This is a genomic window from Brevibacterium sp. UCMA 11754 (genome assembly GCF_021532275.1).
Taxonomy (GTDB): Bacteria; Actinomycetota; Actinomycetes; order Actinomycetales; family Brevibacteriaceae; genus Brevibacterium.
On sequence record NZ_JACBOT010000001.1, the window covers coordinates 96,824 to 123,655 of the forward strand.

General features: G+C 64.4%; 24 protein-coding genes and 1 riboswitch. Of the genes, 8 read left to right on the forward strand and 16 right to left on the reverse strand.

The annotated features are described in order from the left end of the window. Positions 1 to 6: 6 nt before the first annotated feature. Together HX613_RS00460 and HX613_RS00465 are read right to left on the reverse strand one after the other, a co-directional pair. The gene (locus tag HX613_RS00460; RefSeq protein ID WP_235343517.1) at positions 7 to 831 is read right to left on the reverse strand and encodes an SDR family oxidoreductase; all 825 of its coding nucleotides are present in this window, start codon (positions 829 to 831) and stop codon (positions 7 to 9) included. Further along, positions 828 to 2,228, reverse strand: coding sequence for a flavin-containing monooxygenase (locus HX613_RS00465; RefSeq protein WP_235343518.1), 1,401 nt, complete (start codon positions 2,226 to 2,228; stop codon positions 828 to 830). The genes HX613_RS00460 and HX613_RS00465 overlap by 4 nt, the downstream gene beginning before the upstream one ends. A 47-nt stretch (positions 2,229 to 2,275) precedes the next feature. Here HX613_RS00465 and HX613_RS00470 point away from each other — a divergent pair, with 47 nt between their 5' ends. Beyond that, positions 2,276 to 3,025, forward strand: coding sequence for a TetR/AcrR family transcriptional regulator (locus tag HX613_RS00470; protein WP_235343519.1), 750 nt, complete (start codon positions 2,276 to 2,278; stop codon positions 3,023 to 3,025). A gap of 51 nt (positions 3,026 to 3,076) precedes the next feature. Here the strand turns inward: HX613_RS00470 and HX613_RS00475 are convergent, their stop codons facing one another. From HX613_RS00475 to HX613_RS22430, 3 genes are all read right to left on the reverse strand, one after another. Further along, on the reverse strand, positions 3,077 to 4,030 hold the full coding sequence (locus tag HX613_RS00475) for an aldo/keto reductase (protein ID WP_328284874.1): 954 nt from the start codon (positions 4,028 to 4,030) through the stop codon (positions 3,077 to 3,079). A gap of 72 nt (positions 4,031 to 4,102) precedes the next feature. Continuing rightward, positions 4,103 to 4,945, reverse strand: coding sequence for a transketolase-like TK C-terminal-containing protein (locus tag HX613_RS22425; RefSeq protein ID WP_328284875.1), 843 nt, complete (start codon positions 4,943 to 4,945; stop codon positions 4,103 to 4,105). Further along, positions 4,918 to 6,456, reverse strand: coding sequence for a hypothetical protein (locus tag HX613_RS22430; RefSeq protein ID WP_328284876.1), 1,539 nt, complete (start codon positions 6,454 to 6,456; stop codon positions 4,918 to 4,920). Before HX613_RS22430 ends, HX613_RS22425 begins: the two co-directional genes overlap by 28 nt. 138 nt (positions 6,457 to 6,594) lie before the next feature. Between HX613_RS22430 and HX613_RS00485 the strand changes: the two genes are divergently transcribed. Next, entirely contained in the window at positions 6,595 to 7,116 is a 522-nt protein-coding gene (locus HX613_RS00485; RefSeq protein WP_235343520.1) for an Lrp/AsnC family transcriptional regulator, read from the forward strand. Between the two features lie 23 nt (positions 7,117 to 7,139). Here HX613_RS00485 and HX613_RS00490 read toward each other — a convergent pair whose 3' ends face one another. Then, complete coding sequence (locus tag HX613_RS00490) at positions 7,140 to 7,985, reverse strand: DNA-formamidopyrimidine glycosylase family protein (RefSeq protein ID WP_235343521.1); 846 nt, start codon at positions 7,983 to 7,985, stop codon at positions 7,140 to 7,142. Positions 7,986 to 8,130: 145 nt separating this feature from the next. Between HX613_RS00490 and HX613_RS00495 the strand changes: the two genes are divergently transcribed. After that, entirely contained in the window at positions 8,131 to 10,077 is a 1,947-nt protein-coding gene (locus tag HX613_RS00495) for an aconitate hydratase (RefSeq protein ID WP_235343522.1), read from the forward strand. Positions 10,078 to 10,100: 23 nt separating this feature from the next. Here HX613_RS00495 and HX613_RS00500 read toward each other — a convergent pair whose 3' ends face one another. Genes HX613_RS00500 through HX613_RS00520 form a run of 5 tightly spaced genes read right to left on the reverse strand, consistent with a single transcriptional unit; the run spans position 10,101 to position 15,226 of the window. After that, positions 10,101 to 10,865, reverse strand: a complete 765-nt coding sequence (locus tag HX613_RS00500) for a FadR/GntR family transcriptional regulator (RefSeq protein WP_235343523.1) — start codon at positions 10,863 to 10,865, stop codon at positions 10,101 to 10,103. Between the two features lie 11 nt (positions 10,866 to 10,876). Next, on the reverse strand, positions 10,877 to 11,680 hold the full coding sequence (locus HX613_RS00505; RefSeq protein WP_235343524.1) for a 3-oxoacyl-ACP reductase: 804 nt from the start codon (positions 11,678 to 11,680) through the stop codon (positions 10,877 to 10,879). 60 nt (positions 11,681 to 11,740) lie between these two features. Further along, entirely contained in the window at positions 11,741 to 13,093 is a 1,353-nt protein-coding gene (locus HX613_RS00510; RefSeq protein ID WP_235343525.1) for an aldehyde dehydrogenase family protein, read from the reverse strand. Further along, a complete protein-coding gene (locus HX613_RS00515) occupies positions 13,090 to 13,881 on the reverse strand; it encodes a gamma-glutamyl-gamma-aminobutyrate hydrolase family protein (protein WP_235343526.1) in 792 nt (263 codons plus the stop codon). The genes HX613_RS00510 and HX613_RS00515 overlap by 4 nt, the downstream gene beginning before the upstream one ends. Then, on the reverse strand, positions 13,862 to 15,226 hold the full coding sequence (locus HX613_RS00520; RefSeq protein ID WP_235343527.1) for a glutamine synthetase family protein: 1,365 nt from the start codon (positions 15,224 to 15,226) through the stop codon (positions 13,862 to 13,864). Before HX613_RS00520 ends, HX613_RS00515 begins: the two co-directional genes overlap by 20 nt. Before the next feature lie 466 nt (positions 15,227 to 15,692). Here HX613_RS00520 and HX613_RS00525 point away from each other — a divergent pair, with 466 nt between their 5' ends. Continuing rightward, entirely contained in the window at positions 15,693 to 17,255 is a 1,563-nt protein-coding gene (locus HX613_RS00525) for an amino acid permease (protein WP_235343528.1), read from the forward strand. 146 nt (positions 17,256 to 17,401) lie between these two features. On the opposite strand, the gene HX613_RS00530 is transcribed toward HX613_RS00525, so the two are convergent. From HX613_RS00530 to HX613_RS00545, 4 genes are all read right to left on the reverse strand, one after another. After that, on the reverse strand, positions 17,402 to 18,889 hold the full coding sequence (locus HX613_RS00530) for a catalase (protein WP_235343529.1): 1,488 nt from the start codon (positions 18,887 to 18,889) through the stop codon (positions 17,402 to 17,404). 227 nt (positions 18,890 to 19,116) lie between these two features. Further along, positions 19,117 to 20,499, reverse strand: a complete 1,383-nt coding sequence (locus HX613_RS00535; RefSeq protein ID WP_235343530.1) for a hypothetical protein — start codon at positions 20,497 to 20,499, stop codon at positions 19,117 to 19,119. 225 nt (positions 20,500 to 20,724) lie between these two features. Further along, the gene (locus tag HX613_RS00540) at positions 20,725 to 21,240 is read right to left on the reverse strand and encodes a HutD family protein (RefSeq protein WP_235343531.1); all 516 of its coding nucleotides are present in this window, start codon (positions 21,238 to 21,240) and stop codon (positions 20,725 to 20,727) included. Between the two features lie 21 nt (positions 21,241 to 21,261). Next, on the reverse strand, positions 21,262 to 21,624 hold the full coding sequence (locus HX613_RS00545) for a VOC family protein (RefSeq protein WP_198398124.1): 363 nt from the start codon (positions 21,622 to 21,624) through the stop codon (positions 21,262 to 21,264). Between the two features lie 66 nt (positions 21,625 to 21,690). Further along, positions 21,691 to 21,796: riboswitch (TPP riboswitch) on the forward strand. On the opposite strand from HX613_RS00545, the gene HX613_RS00550 reads away from it, so the two are divergent. The 4 genes from HX613_RS00550 to HX613_RS00565 all read left to right on the forward strand — a co-directional run bounded on the left by HX613_RS00550 (position 21,793) and on the right by HX613_RS00565 (position 25,761). Next, the gene (locus tag HX613_RS00550; protein WP_235343532.1) at positions 21,793 to 22,485 is read left to right on the forward strand and encodes a TenA family protein; all 693 of its coding nucleotides are present in this window, start codon (positions 21,793 to 21,795) and stop codon (positions 22,483 to 22,485) included. Its footprint overlaps the riboswitch before it by 4 nt. Before the next feature lie 130 nt (positions 22,486 to 22,615). Then, on the forward strand, positions 22,616 to 23,605 hold the full coding sequence (locus tag HX613_RS00555) for an ATP-grasp domain-containing protein (protein ID WP_235343533.1): 990 nt from the start codon (positions 22,616 to 22,618) through the stop codon (positions 23,603 to 23,605). After that, positions 23,605 to 24,273, forward strand: a complete 669-nt coding sequence (locus HX613_RS00560; protein WP_235343534.1) for a uridine kinase — start codon at positions 23,605 to 23,607, stop codon at positions 24,271 to 24,273. Before HX613_RS00555 ends, HX613_RS00560 begins: the two co-directional genes overlap by 1 nt. Before the next feature lie 9 nt (positions 24,274 to 24,282). Further along, a complete protein-coding gene (locus tag HX613_RS00565) occupies positions 24,283 to 25,761 on the forward strand; it encodes a phytoene desaturase family protein (protein WP_235343535.1) in 1,479 nt (492 codons plus the stop codon). On the opposite strand, the gene HX613_RS00570 is transcribed toward HX613_RS00565, so the two are convergent. Next, the gene (locus HX613_RS00570; RefSeq protein WP_235343536.1) at positions 25,733 to 26,713 is read right to left on the reverse strand and encodes a DMT family transporter; all 981 of its coding nucleotides are present in this window, start codon (positions 26,711 to 26,713) and stop codon (positions 25,733 to 25,735) included. The genes HX613_RS00565 and HX613_RS00570 overlap by 29 nt on opposite strands. Positions 26,714 to 26,832: the final 119 nt, after the last annotated feature.

Sequence of the window (26,832 nt, forward strand, 5' to 3'; positions counted from 1 at the left end):
GGCCCATCAGTGCTTCGGGTCAGCGAACGCGGCCTCGTAGCTCTGCCTCTGGTTCTTGCGCGCCTGCAGCTGGTTGGGCACCATCGCCTTGAACAGCCGATCGCGGATCGCAGTCGGCAGCAGATTGACCACCTTGACGGCCGGGCCGATGAACCCGGGAACGGTGACCTCGAATCGCGGTCTGGCAGCGGCATTGACAACGGCACGCGCCGCCTCGGTGGGGGTGAGCAGCTTGGCCGCACCGCTGGAGGTTCCTGCCGCCAGCGCGGTGTCGACGACTCCGGGCATGATCGCCGTGACCTGAACACCGGTGCCGCGCATCTCCGCGCGGATGGCCTTGAGGTAGCCGAGCACTCCGTGCTTCGTGGCACCATAGGTCGCCTCTCCCGGGATGGGCAGGATCGATCCCGCCGAGGCCACGGTGATGAGGTGGCCGCGCCCCCTGGCCAGCATGGCCGGTGCCGCGGCCTTGATTCCGTTGATGACGCCGAGCAGGTTGACCTCGATCTGAGCCCGCGCGGCTGACTGGGATTCGTCCGTGAAGGAACCGACCCACATCAGACCCGCATTGGAGACGAAGATGTCGATGGGGCCCAGCTCCTGCGTCACCTCTTCCAGGAAAGCACTCTGGCAGGCGGGATCAGTGACGTCGAGTCTGCTGGCGTGGACCCCCAGCTCTGCAGCGGTTGCCCGCGCAGCATCGAGGTCGATGTCGCCGATGGCCACGTTCGACCCGGCGGCTGTGAAGCCGGCGGCGATCTCCCGCCCGATGCCTCGGGCCCCGCCGGTGATCGCCACGACCTGGCCGCTCAGTGTGCGCTTGTCACTCATGCCGCCACCCTTCCTCTGCGCATCTCACGCTTCAGTTCCAACAGATAATGGTCGAAATCGACCTGCATCGTGTGCCTGGGAGAATCGTAGAACTGCCGTTTGTTTCGTCGATCGTCCTCGCGCATGCGTCTGGTCATCTCCTGCCGATTCGGCAGCTCGTAGTTGCCGGTGAGCGCCTTGACGACCAGCCCGCTCTGAGCCTCGGCCAGCGGCATGACGGCACCGACTGGCTGGAGGAGGCCGATGAAGAACAGGCCGGGGCGATCGGGGTGGGCCATCCGCTTGAATAGCGGCAGATCGTTGCCCTCGGCAGAGATCAGGTCCGCGTCGAAGAACGGAAACTTCACCCGATAGCCCGTCGCCCACACGATGAGATCGGCCGGAGCTTCACTTCCATCGGTGAACACCACCCGGTCTCCCGCGAGTCGTTCGATGCCAGGTTTCACCGTGATCGCACCGGCGCCGAGGCGGTCCCTGATTGCGTCCGACTGCACCGGATGCGATTGGCCGGGTGCGTGGCCCGGGGTGGGCAGACCGTATCTGCGCAGTCCCCCGGACAGCAGAGCGGCCAAGCGCAGGCGAGCGCTCGTGGCCCACCAGGGCGCCCAGCTGGGCAGGGCGATCTGATCGGCGGCCTGACCGAAGAGGGTCTTCTTCAGCACCCATTGGCCCCGGCGGATCGAGAGATTGACGCGCCGCGCCCGGTGGGAGCCCTCGACTGCGATGTCCATCGCGGAGTTGCCGGCGCCGACGACGACAATGTCGCGGCCTTCGAGCTGATCCCCGCTGCGGTAGTCATGGGCGTGGATCTGCTCGCCGTCGAAGTGACCCGGATACCCGGGCTCGGGCCAGCGCGCATCCCAGTGATGGCCGTTGGCGACCATCACGGCGTCGTAATGGCGGGTCTCGGTGGCTGCTGTCTCGATCGCCCCGGCATCAGTGGAACCGGCGTCGGTGGAACGGATGTCGACATCCCAACCGCCGCGCTCACCTCGGCGAACATGGGTCACCTCGGTGTTGAATGTGATGGTGTGGCCGAATCCGAAGTGGGCGACATAGTCGCGGAAGTAGGCGTAGACCTGATCGTGGCTGGCGTAATCGGGATAGTCGGCCGGCATCGGGAAATCGGAGAAGGCCATGCGCGGACACGAGGTGTTGATCTGCAGGGTCTCGTAGCAGGCGCTGACACCGTTGGGGTTGTCGAAGAGCCAGTTGCCGCCGAATTCGGTGCCCTTCTCGAAGCAGTCGAAGGGGACGCCCGCGGTGTAGAGGGCTTTGGCGGCGGCGAGGCCCGAGGCTCCGGCGCCGATGACGCAGACCCGCGGCAGTGCGGGGTCTGGTCGGATCTCCTCGGTGATCGCTGGGGCTCGATGTTTCTGTCTGACGCTGTAAGGCATGTCACAATACTGCCATTGAAAATCAAAATTTTCACTACACTGGAGTAATGAACCTTCGAGATTCTGCTCGGCCCGCCGAAGTCTCCGGCACGACCGCGCCGGGACTGTGGCGTGGGACTTCACGAACCGACCGTGATGGGGCCCGCCGGGAAAGGCTTCTCGAGGCCGCTCTCGAACTGTACGGAACGCTGGGCTTTCGCGGAACGTCGATCCAGGCGCTGTGTCACGAGTCCGGGGTCTCGAGCCGGTCCTTCTACGAACTCTTCCCCGCCCGCAGATCGGGTTCTGCACGGGAGTCGATCACCGCTCAGGAGTCGCTGCTCGAACAGCTCTACATCGTCCTCAACGAGGAGATCGGCGAGGCGATGGCGGCGCTGACGATCCCGGCCGAGTCAGACCTCCTCGACACGACCGTCCGCATCGTCTCCGCCGCGCTCATGCCGATGCTCGCCGATGAACGCAAGGCTCGCGTCCTCGAAGTTGAGGCCGTCGGTGTCAACGAGTCACTCGAGGCCAGACGGCGGGAAACGATGCGCATGCTTGCGGCCGCGGTCGATGCCGCGTTCACACGCGTGCGCTCGACGTTCGATCTGCCGCTGCCTGGATCGTCACCGCACTTCAACGACGGCGGCCTCACCAGCCTCATCATCGTCGGCGGAATCACCGAAGCCCTGGTTCAGCGTGTGCACACACCCGTGCCGGAGCGTATGCCCACGTCTGACTTCCTCCTGCACATCTCCGAGGTCGCCCTGCGCGCCTATGGTGCGGGACCGGATCTGGCCGCCGGGTCAGCATAGACGTTTCCGCGGAGGTACACGGGCGGGCCGCCCCGGCGGATGGTGTCACACTCAGGCGAAGGGAGCCGAGGCCTGATCCAGACGGGCGAGCTCTTCGTAACTGAGTTCGAGGGCCGGGGCCGCCATCAGTGCGTCTAACTGTTCGGGCGTGCGAGCCGAGACGATGGGTGCGGTGGCCCCCTTGGCCAGCAGCCAGGCGAGCGCAATGGTTGCCGGTGCCACGTCATGGGCTTCGGCCACAGCAACCAGCTCGGCGACAGCCTTGAGGCCATCGGCGTTGAAGTAGCCCTGCACCATACCGCCGCGGCTTGCGCCTTCGAGGTCTTCCTCGGTGCGGTATTTTCCTGTCAGGAATCCTGCGGCAAGACTGAAGTAGGTGAAGACGCCGAGGTTGTGCTCCTGTGCCAGCGGCTTCAGCTCAGTCTCGTAGTCGCGGCGGAAGACCAGGCTGTACTGAGGCTGGATCGCCACGGGTTTGGCCAGGTTCTCCTGCTCGGCCACGGCCAGCCACTCGGCCAGACGGTCCTTCGAATAGTTGGATACCGCGACATGCTTGACCTTACCGGCACGCACGATCTCATCGAAGACCCGGGCCACCTCGGCGATGGGGGTGACCTCGTCATCGCGGTGGGCGTAGTAGAGGTCGACGTAGTCTGTCTGCAGTCGTTCGAGGGAGGCGTCGATGGCGGTGCGGATGTACTCGGGGTCCTGCGTCTTGTGGTCCGGGTGGTCACCGACCTTCGTGGCGATGACGACCTTGTCGCGGTTGCCGCGGGCGGCGAGCCAGGTGCCGATGATGGTCTCGGATTCGTGACCGGTGTTGCCGGGAACCCACGCCGGGTAGGACTCTGCGGTGTCGAGGAAGTTGCCGCCAGCGGCGAGGAACGCGTCGAGCACGGCGTGTGATCCGGCTTCGTCGGCGGTCCAACCGAAGGTGTTCGTGCCCAGGTTGATGGGGAAGATCGAAAGGTCTGTACCGGGGATCTGCAGCTGCTGCGTCATCATGCTCCTGTATCGGCTCGGGGTCGGGTTGTCTGCTCGGTGCAACGATGATCGCGGGAGGATTATTTCCCCTGCTCAGCTGCGGACTGCGTCGAGCGCCGCGAATACGATCGATTCGGTGTCGATGCCGTGATAGCGGTAGACGTCGTCTATGTCGCCCGATTGCCCGAAGGTGCTCACGCCCAGCGCCACATGTTCGACCTGATTGATCGTCGCGAGGAATGACAGCGTGTGCGGGTGGCCGTCGAGGACCGTGACCATGGGCACCGCGCTCGAGGCAGGGAACACCTGATCGAGGATCCATCCACTCCCACCAGCGGCAGAACCGACTGAACCGACTGACTCCATCGCCGGCGAACGTAGCTGCCCAGATCGGAGCGCACGGTAGAGCAGACCGGGACTCGTCACGCACACGACCTCGGCCTCGATCCCCATCTCCGCGAGTCGATCGGCGGCCGCGAGCACCTCGGTCATGAGCGCGCCCATTCCGACGAGCTGCACGACCGGTCGGGTCGAAGTTCTGAGCCGATAGGCCCCGGCGACGACCTGCTGCCGACGACGCTCTCTGGCAGCAGGGTCCGCGGGAACGCGGGCCATACTCTGGTCGACGCCGCGGGTGGACAGGCGAAGGTAGGCAGACTCACCGCCGGGCCTGCCCATGAGCGACATCGCATGCAGAAGCGACCACTCGACGTCCTGTGCGAAGGCCGGTTCATACGTGACCAATCCTGGCACTTCGATGCCCGTCGACGGGGTGGTGATCGACTGGTGCGCCCCGCCTTCCGGAGCCAGAGTCACTCCGGATGGAGTCCCGACGAGGATCGACTGGCCACCGGCATAGATGCCGAATGTCCACGGTTCGAGCGCACGATTGACGAACGGGTCATACATCACCCCGATGGAGAACAGCGGCTCCACGTCGCACCCAATTCGCCGAGGAGTCCGACGAGGTTGGTCTCGGCGATGCCGAGCTCCATGTGCTGGCCCTGTGCCGATTCGTTCCACTGCAGGATCGTCTCCGCATCGTCGGCGAACCAGTTCTGCGCCGCATCCGCGCTCCACACACCGACCTTGTTGACCCACCCGCCGAGGTTGGTCGTCGATGACACATCGGGACTGACGGTCACGACTCGGCGGGCTGTCTCCGGCGATTGCCGACTGAGGTCCATGAGGACCCGGCCGAGCGCCGCCTGCGAGGACGAGGTCCCTTTGTGCGTCCGTTCCAGATCACGGGGCAGCTCGACCGGTGCGGCCGGCGCGAATTCGGGCCGGGCCAGTCGCTGTGCGGTCTCGGCCAAGATTCGACCGGCGGGGGTGTCGGGATCGAAGCGCGACCACGGCGCCTGCGGATCCTGGCCGCTGAGTTCGGCCAGTGCCGAGTACTCGTCCGCGTCGATGAGGGCCGAGTGGTTCTGCGGATGGCCGGAGCTCGGCAGCCCGAATCCCTTGATCGTGTAGGCGATGACAGCGGTGGGACAGGAGTCGTCGATTTGCGCGAAGGCCTCGAGCAGGGTCGGAATGTCATGACCGCCGAGGTTCCTGATCGCAGCCAGGAGCGTGGCATCGTCGAGGTCGGAGATGAGGGCCCTCAGTGCTTGACCGCTCTCGCTGTCACCGTCGCCCTCACTTCCTGCTTCTCCGGGCAGACGAGTGCGCAGTTCATCGGCGCTGCAGCGCAGGATCCGCTGATACTCGGGGTTGGACATCGTGAGGATGCGCCGGCGCAGCGCGTCCCCGCCCTCACGGGCGAAGAGGTCTTCGAGCAGACGCCCGAACTTCACTGTGATGACCTGCCACCCGGCGGCCTCGAAGGTCGCCTCGATCCGTCCGGCCGCGATGTCGGGGACGACGCGGTCAAGTGACTGCCGGTTGAGGTCGATGATCCACACGATCTCGCCGAGATGCTTGACTCCGGGATCGTTGACGGCTTCCCAGACGGCTCCTTCGTCGAGTTCGGCATCGCCGACGAGTGAGTACTGGCGTCCGGTGCCGATGTCGCGCAGGCTGGAGTCGACGTAGCGGCGGGCAACGGCTCCCCAGATCGGGGCAGTGGCACCGATACCCACTGATCCCGTCGAATAGTCGGCCGGGACCGGGTCCTTGGTGCGACTCGGGTAACTCTGGAGGCCGCCGAACTCCCGCAGCGTCGTCATCTGCTCATCATCGAGTTCGCCGAAGAGATAGTTGATGGCATGCCACACGGGACCGGCATGCGGTTTGATGCTCACGCGGTCCTCGGCCCGAAGTTCGTGGAACCACAGCGCGGTCATGATCGAGGCGATCGATGCACATGAGGCCTGATGGCCGCCCACTTTGAGGCCGCTCCGGTTGGGCCGGACTCGGTTGGCGTGGTGGATGATCGAGGTCGAAAGCCACAGGATGCGGTCATGGATCTCGTCGAGGGCGTCGAGAGCAGAGTGGTCGGACACGTATTCCTCCTTGAACCGCAGGTCGGTCCAGATCCGGACCGTCTCACAACGATCCAAACAGGTCTGATCGGAGTGCTCAATATGTCTATTTGACATTGAGCACTATGCTCAGTCGGGAAAGATGCGATTGAGCAGCTGGTGAGCATTTCGCTGAGGAAAGATGGTGGTGTCATGGCCAAGGGACAGCAGCGACGAATCGCTGATGTGCTGGATGCGAGGATCCTTCTCGAACTCATCCGCGAGCCGCGAGCGACTATCGCGGGACTGGCCCATCGCCTGCAGGTGGCCAGGAACACCGCTCAGGCACGGTTGGGCAGGCTCGAGTCCGAGGGGCTGCACCCGTTCGGACATCGTGTCGACACGACTGGCCTCGGCTATCCGATCCGCGCACACGTGTTGGCCAACCTCAAACAGTCACGACTCGACGAGGTCGGTGAGGCGCTGAGTCGGATCCCCGAAGTTCTCGAGGTCATCGGTGTCAGCGGAACAGCCGATACCCTCATCCAGATCGTCGCCCGAGATACCGATGACCTCTATCGCGTCGCCGGGCAGATCCTCGGAACTCCCGGCGTCAAACGCACACGCACCCTCGTGTCGATGAAGCAGATGGTGCAATACCGCGTCACTCCCCTGCTGCAGAGGACGATCGAGAACGGCTGAGCCGACGTTCCAAGAGTCCGCCGCTATTTGAGCAAACGGTCCATACGGCGATCGCTGAGTTTCTTCCCGCCGGTCTGACAACCGGGACAGTACTGCAGTGACTTGTCGGCATAGGAGACCTCGGCGATGGTCGAACCGCACACCGGACAGGTCTGACCGGTGCGACCGTGGACCCGAAGTCCGCGCTTCTTCGCTGTCTTGACCTTCGCCGGCGGCAGGTCGTTCAGCGCCTCGCAGGCAGCACCGAGCACCCCACGGATCACCTCGAGCAGCGCCTCCGCATCGACACCGTTGGCCGGGGCGAAGGGAGAGAGCTTCGCAGTATGGAGGATCTCGTCGGAGTAGGCGTTGCCGATGCCGGAGATGAGCGACTGATCCTCGAGCACGGTCTTGATCCGTGCCGTCGACCCCTTCAGCACCGCGGCGAACTGGTCGTCCTCGATGCTCAGGGCATCGGGACCGGCGCCAGCCACAGCAGCCACCTCGGCGCGGTCATGGACGAGAGCCACCGAGGCGTTCTTCTTCGTTCCCGCCTCGCTGATGTCGAAACCGGCACCGGAAGCCAAGTGGATGCGCAGGCCCAGCGGCCCCTTGCCCATCCTCACCGGCCCGGTGGGCACCTGTTCATGCCAGATCAACCAGCCTGCGCGGGCGAAACGGCAGACCAGGTCGAGTCCGTCGAACTCGATGATGAGGGCCTTGCCCACCCGGGAGACCCCACTGATCTCAAGCCCGCTGATCGCTTCCAAGGGCGGATCGGCCGTCTTGAGGATGCTCAGCTCACCGATATCGGTTCGGGTGATGAAGTCCCCGACGATCCGCGAGCCCAAAAAGTGGACGAGTGCGTCGACCTCGGGCAGTTCCGGCATGAGACCAGTATGCGCCTTCGCGCGCGAGCCCGCACTGCTCCCGGACATACCGCCCTTGTGAGTTCCCTGAACGAGAGCTAACGTGGACAGACCACGTGAGAGCGTGCAGCACCAGCAATTCGACCACTTCATAAGGAGGGTGACGATGGCTGAGAATGTCGCTCAGAAGCTCATCGGCTCACATCGGGAATCCGGCACGTTTGAACCCGGCAACGAGATCGGAGTCCGCATCGATCAGACGCTGACTCAGGACGCGACGGGAACGCTGGTGATGCTCGAGCTCGAAGCACTGGGCATCGACCGGATCCGCACGGACACCTCTGTCCAGTACGTTGACCACAACCTTCTGCAGACCGATGAGAAGAACCCGGAAGACCACATGTTCCTGCGCTCTGCCGCGCAGCGATTCGGTCTGTGGTTCTCCCCGGCCGGCAACGGTGTCTCCCACCCGGTCCACCAGTCACGGTTCGGCAAACCCGGTGCCACCCTCATCGGCTCCGACTCCCACACCTGCGCGGCCGGGGCCTTGGGAATGCTGGCCATCGGCGTCGGCGGTCTCGAGATCGCGATGTCCATGGTCGGCGAACCGCTCTACATCAGTGCACCCCAGATCATGGGAGTCGAACTCACCGGCACGCTGCCGCCGTGGGTGTCGGCCAAGGACGTCATCCTCGAGATGCTGCGTCGTCACGGGGTCAAGGGCGGGGTCGGCAAGATCATCGAGTACTACGGCGAGGGGCTCAAGGACCTCACCGCCATGGACCGCCACGTGATTGCGAACATGGGTGCCGAACTCGGCGCCACGGCCACGGTCTTCCCCGCCGACGACGCGGTCCGGGACTTCCTCGAAGCCAGCGACCGGGGAGAAGACTTCACCCGGATCGAAGCCGACGAAGGCGCGCAGTACGATCTCCACGATGCCATCGACCTCTCGCAGCTCGAACCGCTCATCGCCGCGCCGTCCTCGCCGGGCAACGTCCGCCCCGTACGCGAAGCCGCCGGTGAGGACGTCTTCCAAGTCGTCATCGGCTCCTCGGCCAACCCGGGACTGCGGGACTTCGCCGTCGTCGCCGAGACACTCGAAGGTCGCCGCATCCACGAGCAGATCTCACTCGACGTCAACCCGACATCGCGAGAGATCCTCGCCGACCTCATCGCCGGCGGATGGCTGACCTCACTGGTCGGATCCGGCGCCCGCATCCACCAATCGGGCTGCATGGGCTGCATCGGTATGGGACAGGCCCCAGCCGTGGGTCGCAACAGCCTGCGCACGATGCCGCGGAATTTCCCCGGCCGCTCGGGCACCGACGAAGACGCCGTGTGGCTGTGCTCTCCGGAGACTGCCGTAGCCGCAGCACTGACGGGCAAGATCACGGACCCACGCGAGCTGGGCATCGAGTATCCGCAGGTCAGACTCCCGGAGAAGTTCTCCGCCAATCGGTCGATGCTGGTCCCACCGCTTCCACTCGACGAGGCGCGGCAGGTCGAGCTGGTCAAAGGATCGAACATCTCCTCACTGCCTGACTTCGATCCGCTGCCCGAGGACATCGATCTCGAGATCATGCTCAAGGTCGGCGACAACGTCTCCACCGACGAGATCATGCCCGCCGGCTCCCGGGTCCTGCCCTACCGGAGCAACATTCCCAAGATCTCAGAGTTCGTCTACATCCAGGTCGATCCCAGCTACGCCGAACGGGCAGCTGGCCATGCCGGCGGCCATGCGATCATCGGCGGGGAGAACTACGGCCAGGGCTCATCGCGTGAGCATGCCGTGATCGCCCCGCGCTATCTGGGACTGCGCATCGTCATTGCCAAATCCCTGGCGCGCATCCACTGGCAGAACCTCGCGAACTTCGGCGTCCTCGCCCTCGAATTCTCAGATGAGAACGACTACGAGACCCTGTCCCAGGGTGAGGTCCTTCAGTTCCGGGGACTGCGCGATCAGCTGGCCGACGGCGGGACCGTAAGCGCCGAGGTGGACGGACGACAGTTCGAATTCCGCCATACGCTCTCGCCCCGGCAGGTCGAGATGGTCCTGGCCGGAGGTCGCATCGCCCAACGCGCCCAGCAGGAGGCGGCCGGGAAGGGGTGAGGCCTGCTCGAAGCCGCTCGTGATCAGGGCTCTGCGAGGAAGCCGCGCAGCAATGCTGCAGTGCCGTCGAGATGCTCAGCCATCGCCGTGCGGGCCCCGTCGGCATCTCCGGCGAGGATCGCGTTGTGGACCCGCTGGTGCTGTTCGTGCGAATGGGCCAGATTGGGTTCGATCATCGGGATCCGCTCGAGCAGTTTGTTCGCCCGAGTCCGACTCTCGACCATCGAGCGCACCAGGCTCGGTGAGCCTGTCACCTGCGCCCAAGTCAGGTGCAGCTGGGAGTCCAAACGCCGGTACTCGGCCAGGCTCGACTGCCGACTCGCGTCCATGGCTCCAACCAGCTGACCTCGCTGAGGTGCAGTGAGATCCTGCCCGGCAGCCACCTCGGCGACTCCCATCTCGATCACACGACGCCAGGTCAGGGTGTCTTCGACCTCAGCTGCGGAGAACCCGGACCCGAGGCCGGTGTCAGCGTCATGGGTCGGACTGGGCGCCCAGCCGCCTGCGGGAGTGCGGGAGACGAACGTTCCGCCACCACGACCTCGGCGGACATTGACCCAGCCGGCGGTCTGCAGCTCCGAGATCGCCTCACGCAGGGTCGCCCGGGAGACCCGCAGCTGCTCGGCGAGTTCGCGTTCGGGTGGGAAGCGATGACCGGGCGGGATGATCCCGAGGCGGATGATCTGGAGCAGACACTCGATCGTCTCCTCGAAGATGTTGCCCGAGCGGGCGGGAGCGATCGCCCGCAGCGCCGTCACCTGGCTGCGCGCGGACTGCCCCGCCGTCATGCCATCGCCGCTCACAGCGGGGTCGTGTAGGCGTTGGTCAGGCCGCCGTCGACGGTGAACGACTGTGCGGTGACGAACGAGGCATCGTCGCTGGCGAGGAAGGCCACGGCGGCAGCCATTTCGGAAGCGTCGGCGAAGCGCCCCATCGGCACGTGCACCAGCCGCCTGGCCGCCATCTCCGGGTCCTTGGCGAACAGTTCCCGGAGCAGCTCGGTGTTGACCGGCCCCGGGCACAGGGCGTTGACGCGGATGCCTTCCTTCGCGAACTCCACGCCGAGTTCCCGCGACATGGCCAGCACTCCGCCCTTCGACGCGGTGTAGGAGATCTGGGAGGTCGCCGAGCCCATCAGCGCCACGAAGGAGGCCGTGTTGATGATCGAGCCGCGGCCCTGCTTGCGCATGTGCTTCAGCGCCGCCTTCGAGCACAGGTACACCGAGGTCAGGTTGATGTCCTGGACCTTGCGCCACACGTCGAGGCCGGTCTCCGTGATCGAGGCGTCTGCCGGTGGGGAGACTCCCGCATTGTTGAAGGCGACATCCACGCTGCCGTAGGTGTCGAAGGCCGTCTGGAACAGGTTCTCCACCTGGTCAGCATCGGTGACGTCGGTGGATACGAAGAGGCCTCCAACCGCCTCGGCGGCGGCTGTACCCGAATCTGCGTTGGTGTCGGCGATGACGACGTTCGCGCCTTCGGAGGCGAGGCGCTTCGCGGTGCCCAGGCCGATGCCGCTGGCACCTCCGGTGACGACTGCGGTTCGCCCCGGGAGGCGCCGGCAGATGATCTGGGTCGAGTCCGTCGCTGCTGTCTCGTTCATGGTGTGTCCTTTGCCCGTTGGTGGTGTTCACGTGTGTGGGTGATTGCGGCAGCCAGCCGCTCAGTCCGTGGCGATGAAGAGGTTCTTCGTCTCGGTGAATGAGTCCATCGCGTGGGGGCCGAGTTCGCGGCCGATGCCGGAGCGTTTGAACCCGCCGAAGGGGGTCGAATAGCGCACCGCGGAATGGGAGTTCAGCGACAGCGCCCCCGAGTCGACGCCGCGAGCGACCCGCAGTCCGCGACCGACATCGCGGGTCCAGATCGATCCCGAGAGTCCGTAGGGTGAATCATTGGCCATGGTGATCGCCTCTGCTTCGTCACTGAAACGCTGCACGGTCACGACGGGCCCGAACACCTCCTCGGTGACGATGCGATCACGCGGTGACTTCGGCAGCACGACCGTCGGCGCCATCCAGTAGCCGGCACCCTCGGGGGCGCTGCCGGTGAACGCGATGTCCACACCATCGAGGAATCCGGCCACGCTCTCGTGGTGGCCGGCGGAGATGAGCGGTCCCATCTCTGCCTCCTCGAGGCTGGGATCGGTGACGACCACTCCGGAGACCGCTGGTTCGAGGAGTTCCATGAAGCGGTCGAAGACCGAGTCGTGGACGAGGATGCGCGAGCGGGCGCAGCAGTCCTGGCCGGCATTGTCGAAGACGCCGTAGGGTGCGGTGGCCGCGGCGAGTTCGAGGTCCGCGTCGTCGAAGACGATGTTCGCGGACTTGCCGCCGAGTTCCAGCGTTGTCCGTTTCATCGTCTTGGCCGCGTCGGCCATGATCGCCTCGCCCACCGCGGTTGATCCGGTGAACACGATCTTTGCGACTCGGGGGTCATCGGTGAAGGTCTGGCCGACGACGGATCCTTTGCCGGGGATGACCTGGAAGACGTCGGCGGGAATTCCTGCCTGCAGGGCCAGTTCGCCGAGGCGGATCGCCGTCAGAGGGGTCAGCTCGGCGGGTTTGAGGACCACGGTGTTGCCAGCGGCGAGCGCCGGTGCGAAGCCCCAGCCGGCGATCGGCATCGGGAAGTTCCACGGCACGATGATTCCGACGACCCCGAGGGGTTCGTTGAACGTGATGTTGACTCCCCCGGCCACGGGAATCTGATCGCCGAGGTGGCGCTCGACCCCGCCGGCGAAGTAGTTGAGGACATCGCGGACGTTTCCGGCCTCGCCCCGTGCGTTGCCGATGGTGTGCCCGGCCTCGGCGACCTCGAGCGCGGCAAGGTTGTCGATGTCGGCATCGACGGCGCGGGCGAAGGCACGCAGCAGTTCGGCCCGCTCGGCCGGGGCTGTGGCCCGCCACCGAGCGAAGGCGTCGGCGGAGCGGCCGATCGCGCCCTTCGTCGCCTCGGCGCTGTGGGCATCGACCGAGGTGATGAGTGCCTCGGTCGCGGGGTTGATCACTTCGGTCATCGGTGGGCCTCCGCATTCGTCTCGGGTGTCGTGGTGTCGGGTTTCGTCAATGGTGCGCTCATGCGCTGGGTCGCAGCCGCCACAAGGCCGGCGAACAGCCGCAGATCGTCCAGGGTCTCCTCGGGATGCCACTGCACAGCGAGCATGGCACCGTCTGAAGTCTCGAGGGCCTCGATGCAGCCGTCCTCGGAGCGTGCGCTCACGATAAGCCCATCGCCGAGGCGGTCGATGGCCTGGTGATGATGGCACCTGACCGTGGTGCCGGTTCCGAGCAGATCGGATACCGCGGTGCCGGATTCGGTCCGCACGGCCACCTCGGCGAAGTCGTCCTTCTTCACTGCCTCATGAGCACCGAAGCCCTCGACATCCGGCAGGTGCTGGTGGAGGGAACCGCGGTGGACGGTGTTGACGATCTGGGCGCCGCGGCAGATCGCGAAGACCGGCACCTTCGCAGTGCGAGCATGACGGTACAGGGTGGTCTCGAAGGAGTCGCGACGCACGTTGGGAACCTGGGTGCGGGGGTGGGCCTGCGCATCGTAGAGTCCGGGGTCGACGTCGTCACCGCCGGTGAGGATGATGCCGTCGAGATCGGCCACCTCGTTCAGAGTCCAGGGGTCTTCCGGGGGCAGGAGGACGACTCGACCGCCGGCGCGCGTGACAGCGGTGACGTAGACGCTGGGCAGGAACGCCGCATCCCGATCCCAGACTCCGAATTGGCCGCGGCCGTAGTAGGTGGGAAGCCCGATGAGCGGGCGGCGCGTCCTCGGGTCAGAGTCGTTCGAAGCCACGCCGGACCTCCCAATCGGTGACTGCGGCGTCGAAGGCCGCCATCTCCACGCGACCGGCGTGGGTGTAGTGGTTCACGACCTCGTCGCCGAAGGCATGGCGGGCGACCTCGGAGGATTCGAAGGACGCAACGGCATCGTGGAGGCGGCGTGGGATGGTCGGGGCATTCTGGGTATAGGCGTTGCCGGCAAGGGCTTCGGGCAGTTCGAGTTGGTTCTCGATTCCGTGGATTCCGGCCGCAATGAGGGCCGCACTCGCAAGGTAGGGGTTGGCGTCTGCGCCGGGGACTCGCTGTTCGAAGCGCAGGGCGGGACCGTGGCCGACGATGCGCACGGCACAGGTTCGGTTGTCCCACCCCCAGCCCACTGCGGTGGGGGCGAAGGAGCCGTCGGCGAAGCGTTTGTAGGAGTTGACGTTCGGGGCGTAGAGGTAGGTGAAGTCATGTTGGGTGGCGACGACTCCGGCGACGAAGTGCTGCATCGTCTTCGACATCTCAGTGCCGTGGCCGGCGGGGAAGACCGGTGTGCCGTCCGTGTCGCTGAGGCTCATGTGGATGTGGCAGGAGCTGCCTTCGCGGTCATTGGGTTTGGCCATGAAGGTCACCGACTTGCCCTCTTGGTCTGCGATCTCCTTCGCCCCGAGTTTGTAGACGACGTGATTGTCGCAGGTGGTCAGCATGTCGGTGTAGCGGAAGCCGACCTCGAGCTGGCCGAGGTTGCACTCGCCCTTCGCGCTTTCGGTGTAGAGCCCGGCGCCGTCCATCTCGTTGCGCAGTCGTCGCAGGTAGCCTTCGACCTGACCGGTGCCGAAGAGGGAGTAGTCGATGTTGTAGGTGCTGGCGGCTTCGAGGTTGCGGTAGTCGCCAGCCATCGCCTCGCGGTAGCCGGTGTTGTAGAGGGCGAACTCGAGTTCCGTGGCACCGATGGGCGAATAGCCCAGCTTCTCCAGTCGCTCCAGCTGAGCCTTGAGCACCTGTCGTGGTGAGACGCTCAACGGTGATCCGTCGAGGAAGGCCAAGTCGCATTGGACCATGACCGTCGCCGGGTGCCAGGGAATGCGGCGCAGGGTCGAGTAGTCGGGGACGAACATGAGGTCGCCGTAGCCGCGTTCCCAGGAGGTGAGTTCGTAACCGTCGACGGTGTTCATCTCCACATCGGCGGCCATGAGGTAGTTGCAGCCTTCGGTCCCGTTGTCCATCACCTCATCGAGGAAGAAGCGGCCGGTGATCCTCTTGCCCTGAAGCCTGCCCTGCATGTCCGTGGCGGCGACGAGGACTGTGTCGATGCGGCCGGCGGCGATCTCTGCCTGCAGCTGCTCCAGGGTCATATCTGATGAAGTCACGCTCATGGTTCCTCTTCTCGGTAGCCCACCCAGGCGATGTGTTCGCAAGCTTGCGACGGACTGGGTCACGCATCGTTGCGGGGGTGATTCTGTGCGGCAGTGGCGGTTCAGGAAGACTCTCATGTTTAAGGTATGCCACTGGACCATTTGTGCGCAATAGCTGAAGCGAAATTGGCGACATCACTGCTTTGCGGTATGAACAAATACCTATTGACAAACCATAGGCGCGGTGACAAGCTCAACGTCAGAACAAGGCTGTGAGCTGCATCATGCACAAGTTTCGCGACTTCCGCACACGTTGTACGGTCGCGTTCCCAATGGAGGTGCAAGCGTCAGCCGCAGTGTCAGTGTCTGGCCGAGCGCCGGAACCCGACGAAGCCGATCGGTCAGCGACGACCGATCCAGCCAACCAGGCAGGCAGCCAGGCAACCGGCCAGCGGAAGCAACCATTTCGAGAAGAACGGTGTTCTCCATGAGCAATGAATCCTCTCCACCCGACGATCCGGCCCCAGCCCTCAGCGCTGACGAGGCCGGTCTTGCCGAGCTCGGCTACAAACAGGAGCTCAAGCGCGGCATGTCGGGCTTCGGCAACTTCGCAGTCTCCTTCTCCATCATCTCGATCCTCGCCGGCTGCATCACCTCCTACAGCATTGCGTTGGGATCGGGCGGGCCGGCAGCGATCACGATCGGGTGGCCGCTGGTCGGCATCTTCGTCCTCTGCGTGGCACTGGCCATGGCCGAAGTCTGCTCGAAGTACCCCACGGCGGGTGGCCTGTACTTCTGGGCCGGTCGTCTGGCCAAACGCAACAAGCGACATTGGGCCTGGTACGTGGGATGGTTCAACTTCCTCGGCGAGGTGGCAGTGACCGCAGCCATCGACTACGGCGCGGCGACGACCATGATGGCCTTTGCAGCACTGACCTTCGGGGTCGTGCCTACTGCGCTCAACACCTTCATCCTGTTCCTCGTCATCATCACCCTGCATGGCCTGCTCAACACCTTCGGCGTCAACCTGGTCAACCTGCTCTCCGGCGTCTCAGCCTGGTGGCACATCGTCGGTGTGCTCGTCATCGTGACAGCCTTGTGGATCATGCCCACGAAGCATCAGTCGTTCAGCTGGACAATGACGGCCTGGCACAACGAAACCGGGTTCACGTTCATGCCGTTCGTCTTCCTCATGGGCCTGCTCATGGCTCAGTACACCTACACCGGCTATGACGCTTCGGCGCACGTGGCCGAGGAGACCAAGAACGCTTCGATCGCAGCACCCAAGGGCATCGTCATGAGCGTCCTGATCTCGATCATCGGCGGTTGGATCCTGCTGTACTCGATCACGGCTGCGATCCAGGACGGTTCCGAGGCGGGCCTGACCGCTCTCAACGCCACCGCAACGGGACTGCCGCCAGCGCAGGTGTTCCTCGATGCCCTGAACAACCCGACGATGGCGAAGTTCCTACTCTTCATCGTCTGCGGCGCCCAGTTCTTCTGCGGCATGGCCTCGGTGACGGCGAACTCGCGGATGAGCTACGCGTTCTCCCGCGACGATGCGATCCCCGGATCCAAGTACTGGAAGAAGGTCAACCCACGCACCGGCACACCGACGAACTCGATCTGGCTGTGCATCGTGCTGTCCTCGATCCTGACGGTGCCGGCGCTCTTCAATGAGACCGCTTATCTGGCGGTGACGAGTGTGGCGGTGATCGGGCTCTACATCGCCTACGTTGCCCCCGTGCTGCTGCGCCGACTCAAGGGCGATGCGTTCAAGCCGGGTCCGTGGAATCTGGGACGGTGGAGCGCAGTCATCGGGTGGATCGCCGTCGTCTGGGTGATCTTCATCTGCATCCTGTTCGTGCTGCCACCGACACTGCCGATCACCATCTCGACCTTCAACTACTCACCCATCGCGGTCCTTGCCGTGCTCGTCCTCAGCGTTGTGCTCTGGTATGCCCGAGGCAAGAAGCACTTCATGCAGCACCTCGACAAGGAGCAGCTGGCCATTGATGAGAAGAAGCTTCTCGACGAGATCGACGACTGAACGGGCTGAGCCTTCGCAGACTCGAACGACCCGGATGCCTCGCTTTGAGGCATCCGGGTCGTTGACATGTCTGGCCGCTGGCGGCCGGGAGCAGACATCAGCTTCGCGCCGATGCTCACACCACCCGACTCACACCGACCCTAGGATCACGCGGTCTCGGACTTGTACTTGTCCTCGATTGCGCGGCCGACCTCTTCATCGATGTTGCGCCAGTACGCGAAGACGTTAGAGAGCACTGGCTCTTCCACGCCGTCCTTCAGTGCACCGACGACGGTCTCGATGAGACCCTGGCGCTCCTCTTCGGAGTAGACCTCACGGACCAGAGTGTGTGCCTGACCGAAGTCGTCGTCCTCCGCGTGGAGAGTGGCGGCGCTGCGGACCAGTTCACCATCAGACTCCCACCGTGCTTCGACCTGAGTCTCCTCGGCCTGGTAGGACCTGCCGTAGGAGTTCGGTGCGTAGACAGGGGCATCACCTGAGTGGTGGTACTCCATCTGACCTTCCTTGTCATAGGAATTGGTATTCGTGATGGGAGCGTTGACCGGCAGTTGGTTGAAGTTCGTGCCGATGCGGTTACGCTGTGCATCAGGGTAGGAGAAGACGCGGCCCATGAGCATCTTGTCGGGCGAGATTCCGGTGCCCGGCACGGTGTTCGAGGGGCTGAATGCAGCCTGCTCGATCTGCGCGAAGTGGTTCGACGGGTTCTTGTTGAGCGTGAACTTGCCGATCTCCATGAGCGGATAGTCCTTCTTCGACCAGGTCTTCGTGAGGTCGAAGGGATTGAAGCGGTAGGTCTTCGCCTCTTCGTACGGCATGATCTGGACGTGGACGGTCCACGACGGGTAATCGCCGCGCTCGATCGCATCGAACAGATCGCGACGGTGGATATCGGCGTCCTCGCCAGCGAGCTGGCCGGCTTCCTCGTTGCTCATGTTCTCCACGCCCTGATCGGTGTGGAAGTGGTACTGGACCCAGAAGCGTTCGCCGGCTTCGTTCGCCCACAAGTAGGTGTGCGAGGAGTAGCCGTTCATGTTCCGCCAGGTCTTGGGCAGGCCACGCGGTCCCATCAGGTAGCTGACCTGGTGTGCCGATTCCGGCGAGAGCGACCAGAAGTCCCACTGCATGTTGTTGCTGCGCAGACCCGAATCGGGGGTGCGCTTCTGCGAGTGGATGAAGTCGGGGAACTTCATGGGGTCGCGGACGAAGAACACGGGGGTGTTGTTGCCCACCATGTCGAAGTTTCCGTCTTCGGTGTAGAACTTGAGTGCAAATCCGCGCACGTCGCGCCAGGAGTCCGGTGAGCCCAGCTCACCGGCGACGGTGGAGAACCGTGCGAGCATCGGGGTCTTGGCGCCCTTCTGCAGGAACTTCGCCCGGGTGTAGGCAGAGACGTCTGCAGTGATCTCCAGTTGACCGAAGGCACCGGATCCTTTGGCGTGCGGGCTGCGCTCGGGAACGCGTTCGCGGTCGAACCGAGCCAGCTTCTCAACGAGTGCAACATCGTGGAGGAGGAGCGGGCCGTCTGCTCCGACGCTCAGTGAGTGCGCGTCGGACTCACGTGGGGCACCTGATTCGGTCGTCGAGGGCTTCGTGCCGTCGAATCCTGGATGTTCATGATCAGCGTGTTTAGTCATTGCTTCTCCTTCAACCGATTGAGCGACGGGGAGTCATACTTCCCGGTCCACTTCAACCATCATAGGACGAGCATCGCTCGCCTGTATGCGATGAAGCGAAGGCCGATCACGGCTCCCCTGATATCGAGTTCCTGGCAGCGTGCAGAAGACTGGCGCAACCGATTTTCACGGTATCCAGGTTCCCTACTCGGTACAACCAAGGCCACCCTGTTCAATATTCCTGCCCCTCAGCCTTCGGCAGTCGCGGTGCTTCCACCGCCTGCAGAGCTCGAGCCGGAACCGCTGCCGACACCGTCGCCCGAGCCTCCGCTGGAGCTGGATCCTCCACTCGAACTGCCGGAGCCAGAGCTTCCCGCTCCACCCTGCGAGCCGGAACTCGAGCTCCCGTCCGTCGAAGTTGCGCCCCCGCCCGAGGTATCCGCTTCGGCACTGCTGGATCCGCTCGAATCGCTGGCGGCTCCTGTAGTGTCGTCGCCGGTGGTTGTGGATGAACCGGCATCGGTGCCCTGGTCGGTCCCCGTCTGATCTGCGGTCGAGGAGGTGGTGGAGCTGCCCTCGTTCGCCGAGGTGGACTGTCCTTCACTCGTCGTCGAGCTCTCGGCTCCGCTCCCCTGGTTCGGGTTCTGGCCGGGCTGGGAATCGTCGCCGGAAGAGCTGGATTCGGCAGTGCCGCCGCCGTCTTGCGATGTTTCGGAGGCATCCCCGGCGCCGGAATCTCCGGTCACTGACCGTGAGATCTGAGAGGTCCCGGGCGAGATGTCGGCGTCGGTGAATGATTCGGCCATGACCACGGCACCCAGCCCGATCCCGAATGTCGCCACCCCGATAGCCACCGGGTAGAGGACGCGTTTGCGGCGCAGCTTCTGCCACCACGATTTCGGTTCATCGTTGGCCGCGCCGGTGGCATCGGGTGACAGGTGCTGCGCTGACGGGGCGTCGACGGTCGTGGCCGCGTCCGCCTCGTCGCTCAGGCTCCCGAAGGTGCTGGTGGCGTGGGATCGCTGAGTCTTGGCACCGAGTGACTTCGCCTTCACTGCCGGAGCAAGCTTCGTGCCGACTTCTTTGATCTTCTCTTTGCCCTTGTCGAGGCTGCTGGTGTAGAGCGTCACCGCGAGTCCGGTGATGATGCTCGCGACCCCTGCACCGACGACCGTTCCGGCCACGCCCAGGTGTCCGCCGATGACCGAGGAGGTGGCTGCGGCTGCGGCACCCGCGACGAGCTGGGTCGCCGAGACCCTGCTCTCGCTCTTCTCCTTCTTCTCGGAGACGTCGCCCTTCGCATTCTCGGCGACGCCATCCTTCGCTGTCGACTCACCGACTGCAGTGGTGTTCTCCTGCATCATCCGAGTCGCCGACCCTGCTGACACCGGCTGCTCTTCGCGTCGGATCGGATTCGGCGGCATCACCGGTGTGGTCACGTGCGAGGTCGGCGTCGGTGTCGACTGGGTGTTCCTGGCGTGTGTGGCGGCGAGTTCTTCGGTGATCAGAGGCAGGGTCTGTGATGCCTGCACGGTCGATTCGGATCCGCCGTCTTCCGATGCTGATCTGTCGTAATCGGACGCTGCGACGTTCTGCCCGTTCAGTCTGCCTGACTCATTCTGATTCGACACCAAAATACCTCCGATGACTGGTCTCTGAGTCCAGTATCGGCCGTAGATTTTCGGAGTTCCTGACCCACCCCCTCAGAAGCTGAGACAACACTGTGAGAAGGCAGCGCCCCCATGGCTGTTGACCTGCGATGATGCCGATCTGTGTGACGCACAGGACATGCGCTTTGCAGGATACTCGCAGGTCCGAATTCGACCGCCTCGAGGACCGCCGTCTCAGTCGCCGTCTCAGTGCAGAATGGCCACGCCGAGGTGATCGGGAAGTACGTCCGATTCCTCGAGTTCCAGCACTTGGAATCTCGGGTAGCCGGCACCCGACTCCAAGGTCACTGCGAAGAGGTCAGAACCGGTGAATCGCGTCGACATCTCCATCCCGACTTGTTCCGATTCTGCGCCGTCGTCCGACTCGACCATGAGGTTGAGGGCGAAGCACGGAGTGCCCAGTTCGATGAGGGAGACAATCTGGTCCCCACGGAATCTCTGAGGTTCATCGTGGGCGACGCGGTGCACCTGTCCGTCGATCTCAAGGACAACCTCGGCGCCGATAGGAAGGAACGTGCGCGCCAGGCCCGGCAATGGGGAGAACGCAGCCGGACGGTCCAGACGCGCGATGCTCAGGCGCCACCGCCGTCGGCTCGGGGTCAGATTCTGGGATTCGGTGAGCGAGACGAGCTCGGTCGTCTCCCCCGCACCATTGGCCCATGGAACCGGTTCGAGGTCATCGAAGGAGGTGATCACGCGCATGTGATCACTCTAAACGGGAGTTCAGTTCGCGCAGAGGCAGAACGGGTGCCCGGCAGGGTCGAGGAAGACGCGGAAGGTCTCCCCCGGTTGCTCGGCAGCCTTACCGGCGCCGATTTCGGTCACCGCTGCCTCTCCGACGTCCAAGTCGTCGACCATGACGTCGATGTGCATCTGCTGCGGATGCGCCTGGCTCGGCCAACTGGGAGCGTGGTAGTCCTCGACCTGCTGGAAGCAGATCGGCGGCCAGGAATCGGATGTGATCTCTGCCCAGGTGCCGTCGTCATCGACTCTGACTTCCCAGTCGAGGAGTTTGCCGTAGAACTCCGCGAGTTCGCGGGCGTCAGGGGCATCTAGCACGATGACGGGCTGCTTTGCGATAGCCATGATGTGAGTCTACGCCGCGGGGGTGACATGGGGAACAGCCTGACGATCATAGCTGGTGTTAGGCTCGAACCACCCCAGGGGAGCGCCGAGAAATGGCGCTGAGAGTGCGCGAGCAGACCCTTTGAACCTGATCCGGTGAGCACCGGCGGAGGAAGTGAGGACACAGCAATGACCACTATTCATTTGCAGCCGGGTGGGGCCGTGGCAGCGATGAGAGCACAATCAGCAAAGACCTGGGAGGCGGCAGTCGGGCATAGGTTCGTCACCGAGCTGTTTGCCGGCACGGTCGATGACTCCGTGATGAGTCGGTACCTGGTCCAGGACTACCAGTTCTTCGAATCGTTCCTCTCGATGCTCGGCGCGTGCGTCGCTCACGGCGATGCGCTCGGGCCCAAGCTGCGGTTCGCCAAGCAGCTCGGCTTCCTCGAAGCCGACGAGGATTCGTATTTCCTCATGGCCTTCGCCGAGGTGGGTGTCCCTGCCACCGACTACGCTGACCCCCGGCTGGCTGAGCCGACCGAGGGCTTTCGTGACCTCATGGACGAGGCCGTCGACTCGGCCTCCTACGCAGAACTGCTCGTCGTGCTCGTCATCGCCGAATGGCTCTACCTCGATTGGGGCGAGCGCTCGGATCCGATGCCTCCACGCCGGGTCCATTCCAGGTGGATCGACCTGCACCGCGGTGACGCCTTCCGGGCCTGGGTGCAGTTCCTCGTCGACGAACTTGAGCGCGTATTCCCCACCGACGAGGACGCAGAATCCGCCGCGGCGCGAAGTCGACTGACTCACATCTGGCACCGTGCGGTCGACCTCGAACTGGCCTTCTTCGACGAGGCGTACGCGCAGAACGAAAGCCGGTGAAGCTGGAGCGCTCGGTTCACATTCTGCGTCCCTCGCATAAACGAGGTCGCTCGGATTAGGATTGTTGAGCAGAACAGGTGTGCGGGTGCAGTCACCCTTCGCCGTCGCTGCAGGATGCGAGGTAATACAGATGAGCACACAGCTGCTTCCCGTAACGGACGGTCCGGCGGTCTACATCATTCATGACAATCCCGAATGGATCGCACCTTTTGCGCAGGCCCTCGATCGACTAGACATCCCCTTCGTCGAATGGCTGCTGCCTGAAGTCTCGATCGATCTCACCACAGAGCCGCCGCAGGGCCTGTTCTGGTCGCGGCTGTCCGCCTCGGCGCATACTCGCACGGATCCACACGTCAAGGACTACGGGCGTGCGGTGCTCGCCTGGCTCCAGACTGCAGGACGCACCGTCATCAACGGCGCAGACGTCTACGAACTCGAAGTGAGCAAAATCCGCCAAAACCGTGAGCTCGCCATTCGCGACTTCGACACCCCGCGCACCTCGGCGGTCTTCGGCAGTGCTGCGCTGTCCACGGCGGCGCGCGATTTCGCACCGCCCTTCATCACCAAGCACAACCAGGGCGGCAAGGGACTTGGCGTGCGCCTTTTCGAGTCTCATGCCGAACTCGATGGGGCTGCAAATGACTTCGCCGCAGGTGGTGCGAACGAGCCGATCGACGGAATCACACTGGTCCAGGAATATGTGCAGCCGGCGCAGCCGTTCGTCACCCGTGCCGAGTTCATCGGCGGCCGGTTCCACTATGCGGTGCGAGTCGATGTCTCCGATGGGTCCTTCGAATTGTGCCCCGCCGAAGCATGCGAGATCCCCTCCGCATCTGCCGCACCACTCGACCCGTTCTCCGTGCGTGAGGACATCACCGCGCGCACGCCCCTCATCGGCAGGCTGGAGACGCTCCTGACCGAGCTGCACATCGACATCGCTGGCATCGAGTTCATCGAGACTGCCGATGGCCGCCAGGTCGTCTACGACATCAACACCAACACGAACTACAACCCGAGCGTTGAAGATGGCGAGCGCACGGCCGGACGCACCGCTGCCGCGGACCGGATCGCCGAGTACATAGCCTCTGAGGTTGCCGCGATGTCCGTATCCCGCACTTGATGCCTGACCGTCGTGTAGTTCTCCGCCAACTGCTCTCACTGCTGCGCGAGGTCAATATCGGCAAACGAGTTCTAGTCGCCATTGATGGGCTCGACGGTGCGGGCAAAACAGTCTTGGCCGAAGAACTCGTTGAGGTTGCCACCCAGGACGGATTGCGCCCCATTTCGTCACTGAGCATCGACGGATTCCATCATCCCCGCTCGATTCGGTACGCGAACGGCCGGGGCCCCGATTCCTTTTATCGCGATTCCTATGACCACGAAGCCTTCATCCGATCCGTCGTGACTCCGTTCAGACATGGTCTGTCGATCACGCCAGCGGTCTGGGATGTTGATGCCGACCTAGCCGTCACACCTGCAGAACTCGATCTGCCAGACGACTGTGTCCTCCTCGTAGATGGGATCTTTCTCCACCGGCCCGAACTTCGAGAGCTGTGGGATGTAAGTGTGTGGGTGCAGGTGCCTTTCGCCGTCTCTGTTCCCCGCGGGAACGAACGCTTCCCCGGGCAGTTCGATTCTGATCCCGAGGCGCAGTCCAACCATCGCTATGTCGGCGGACAGCGACTCTATTTCGCGCAATGTTCGCCCTGGGACCGGGCCACTTGGATCTTCGACAACGAAGATCTGGCTCGTCCCGCGATCAGAGGCGTCCTCACACCTCTCCCCTAGACTGATCCCATGAGCAACGCTGAGGTAGATGCCGTCGTCGTCGGATCGGGCCCCAATGGCATGGCAGCGGCCGTGACCATGGCTCGAGCCGGTCTGTCCGTGCAGGTGTACGAGGCCCAGTCGACCGTCGGCGGTGGTGCTCGCACCCTTGACCTGGGCCTGGCTCCGGGCATCACCCACGACATCTGCTCTGCCGTGCATCCCTTGGCGATCTCGAGTCCCTTCTTCGTCGACTTCGACCTGCGTGCTCGGGGACTCGAGTTCACCACTCCGGAGGTCTCCTACGCCCAGCCGTTGGACGATCAGCCCGCTGCGCTGGCATTCCACGATCTCGAAACTACGGTCGACCACCTCGGCGCGGCCGGACCCGAATGGCGACGGTTCTTCGCCCCGCTCCTCGAACGTGTCGATGACGCGATCTGGCTCTCCCTCGGTGACAAGCGCTCCATTCCTGAGACCCTGCGTGATGTTCCCGGCATCGCGAATGTGGTGAAGTTCGGGCTGCGGCTGCTGTCCCAGGCGAGCCCGGCTTGGAACATTCCGCTCTCGCATGAGACGTCTCAGTCACTGTTCACCGGTGTTGCCGCACATGCGATCGGCGGGCTACCAGCCATGGGCACGGCCGCCACGGCCACCATGCTCTCGACCGTTGCCCACGCCGGCGGCTGGCCCTCCCCCGTCGGTGGTTCGCAGGCGATCATCGACGCCATGGTCGCCGACCTCGAGGCCCACGGCGGCACGGTGACGACGAATGCGCGCATCGAGCACGTCTCCGATATGCCGGCTGCCCGGGCCTACCTCCTCGACACCTCGGCACTGAATGCCGCCCAGATCTTCTCCGGCCTCATCCCGGGCAAGGTCGACAGATCGCTGCGCAGCTTCAAGCAGGGCAATGCTGCGGCCAAGGTCGACTTCGTCCTCAACGGGCCCGTGCCCTGGGCCGACCCGAACATCAATCGCGCCGGCACCATCCACGTCGGAGGAACCCGGGCGCAGATGGCCGCCGCCGAGGCTGACGTCATCGCCGGACGCATGCCGGCCGACCCGGTCTGTCTGGTCTCCGACCCGACCGTGTTCGACCCATCACGTGAGGTGAATGGTCTGCGCCCGCTGTGGACGTACTGCCACGTACCCTTCGACTGCCCGATCGATCCGGCCGAGTACATCATCAGGCAGATGGAACGTTTCGCCCCCGGCTTCCGCGACACCATCGTCACCTACAACTCGATCCCCGCATCGGAGATGGCAGGCCACAACCAGAACTACATCGGCGGCGACATCGCCACCGGGCTCGTCTCCTTCTACCGAATGATGGCCCGACCGCGCACCAGCTGGGACAACTACAGCCTCGGCGTCCCCGGCGCCTACCTGTGTTCGGCAGCGACCCCACCGGCACCCGGCGTGCACGGCATGAACGGTTGGTTCGCCGCCAAACGGGCGCTGAAGACACGGTTCGGCATCACAGAGGCACCGAGCCTGGCGCCGTGAGATCGTCCCCTGGACTCCGAGCAGCGTGGGGTCTCCTCCGCAGTCGCCACACTCCGTTGGCCACTGCCACCGCGAGGACAACGAGGCCGGCGCCGATCGCCTGTCCCAGGGTGAGCATTTCGCCGAGGGTGAGCGCCGCGAGCACGAGCGCGAGCACGGGCTGGATGAGCAGCAGGCTCGCCGTCATCGTCGGCACCAATCGGACGCTGCCCCTGTTGATGAGCAGCCACGCCACCACTTGCCCGAGCAGGGCCAAGGCGATGAGGTACATCCAGGACTTCGGGCCGATCCCTGCCAGGTGGAGGCCGCCGGTGAACTGCGCGATGATCGCCGAGGTCACCGCCGCCGAGGCTGTCGCCCAGGCCAAGGGCTGAAGTGTCCCCTCGGCCTTGCGCCTGGTCCCACGGCGGGTGAGGAACATGTACACCCCGTAGCCGATTCCCGCGATCAGACCGAGAACGGTGCCGAGGACGGCACTGTCCCCCACCTCGGTCAGCGTGACGATGCCTCCCACCAGGCCGACGCCGATGAGCATCAGCGGCAGGGAGACGAGGAAGCGAGCACTCACACGCTCACGATCGATGAGCAGGGCGAGCAGGGGCAGGACGATGACCTGGACATTGACGAGCACGGTCGAGACGCCCGCGCCCACGAGGTAGATCGACGCCGTCCACGCAATGTAGTCGATGCCCAGCGCGATGCCGGCCGCGATCGCCCAGAGGATCCCGGCTCGGGAGAGCCCACCGTGGCGTCGACGCTCAAACAGAGCCAGGGGCACGAGGGCGATGACCGCGATCGCACACCGCAGCACGGCGGTCGTCGCCGCGTCCACGCCCGCGAGCTTGACCAGGATCGCCGAGATCGAGAGGCACAGCGCACCCGCGAGCACCGCCGAGACGGCGAGCGCGGTCGGCGGCTCCGGCGTTGGAGCGACCCTGGGTATGACGGTCATGAGACGACACTATGCCCACGGAGGCGATTCGGCACCGCTCGTGGGGTGAAGTGACCAGTTCGGCAGTGGGGTGCATCGCTGTGCTGACTCACGAACGCGCACATGATTGAATCGGGCAG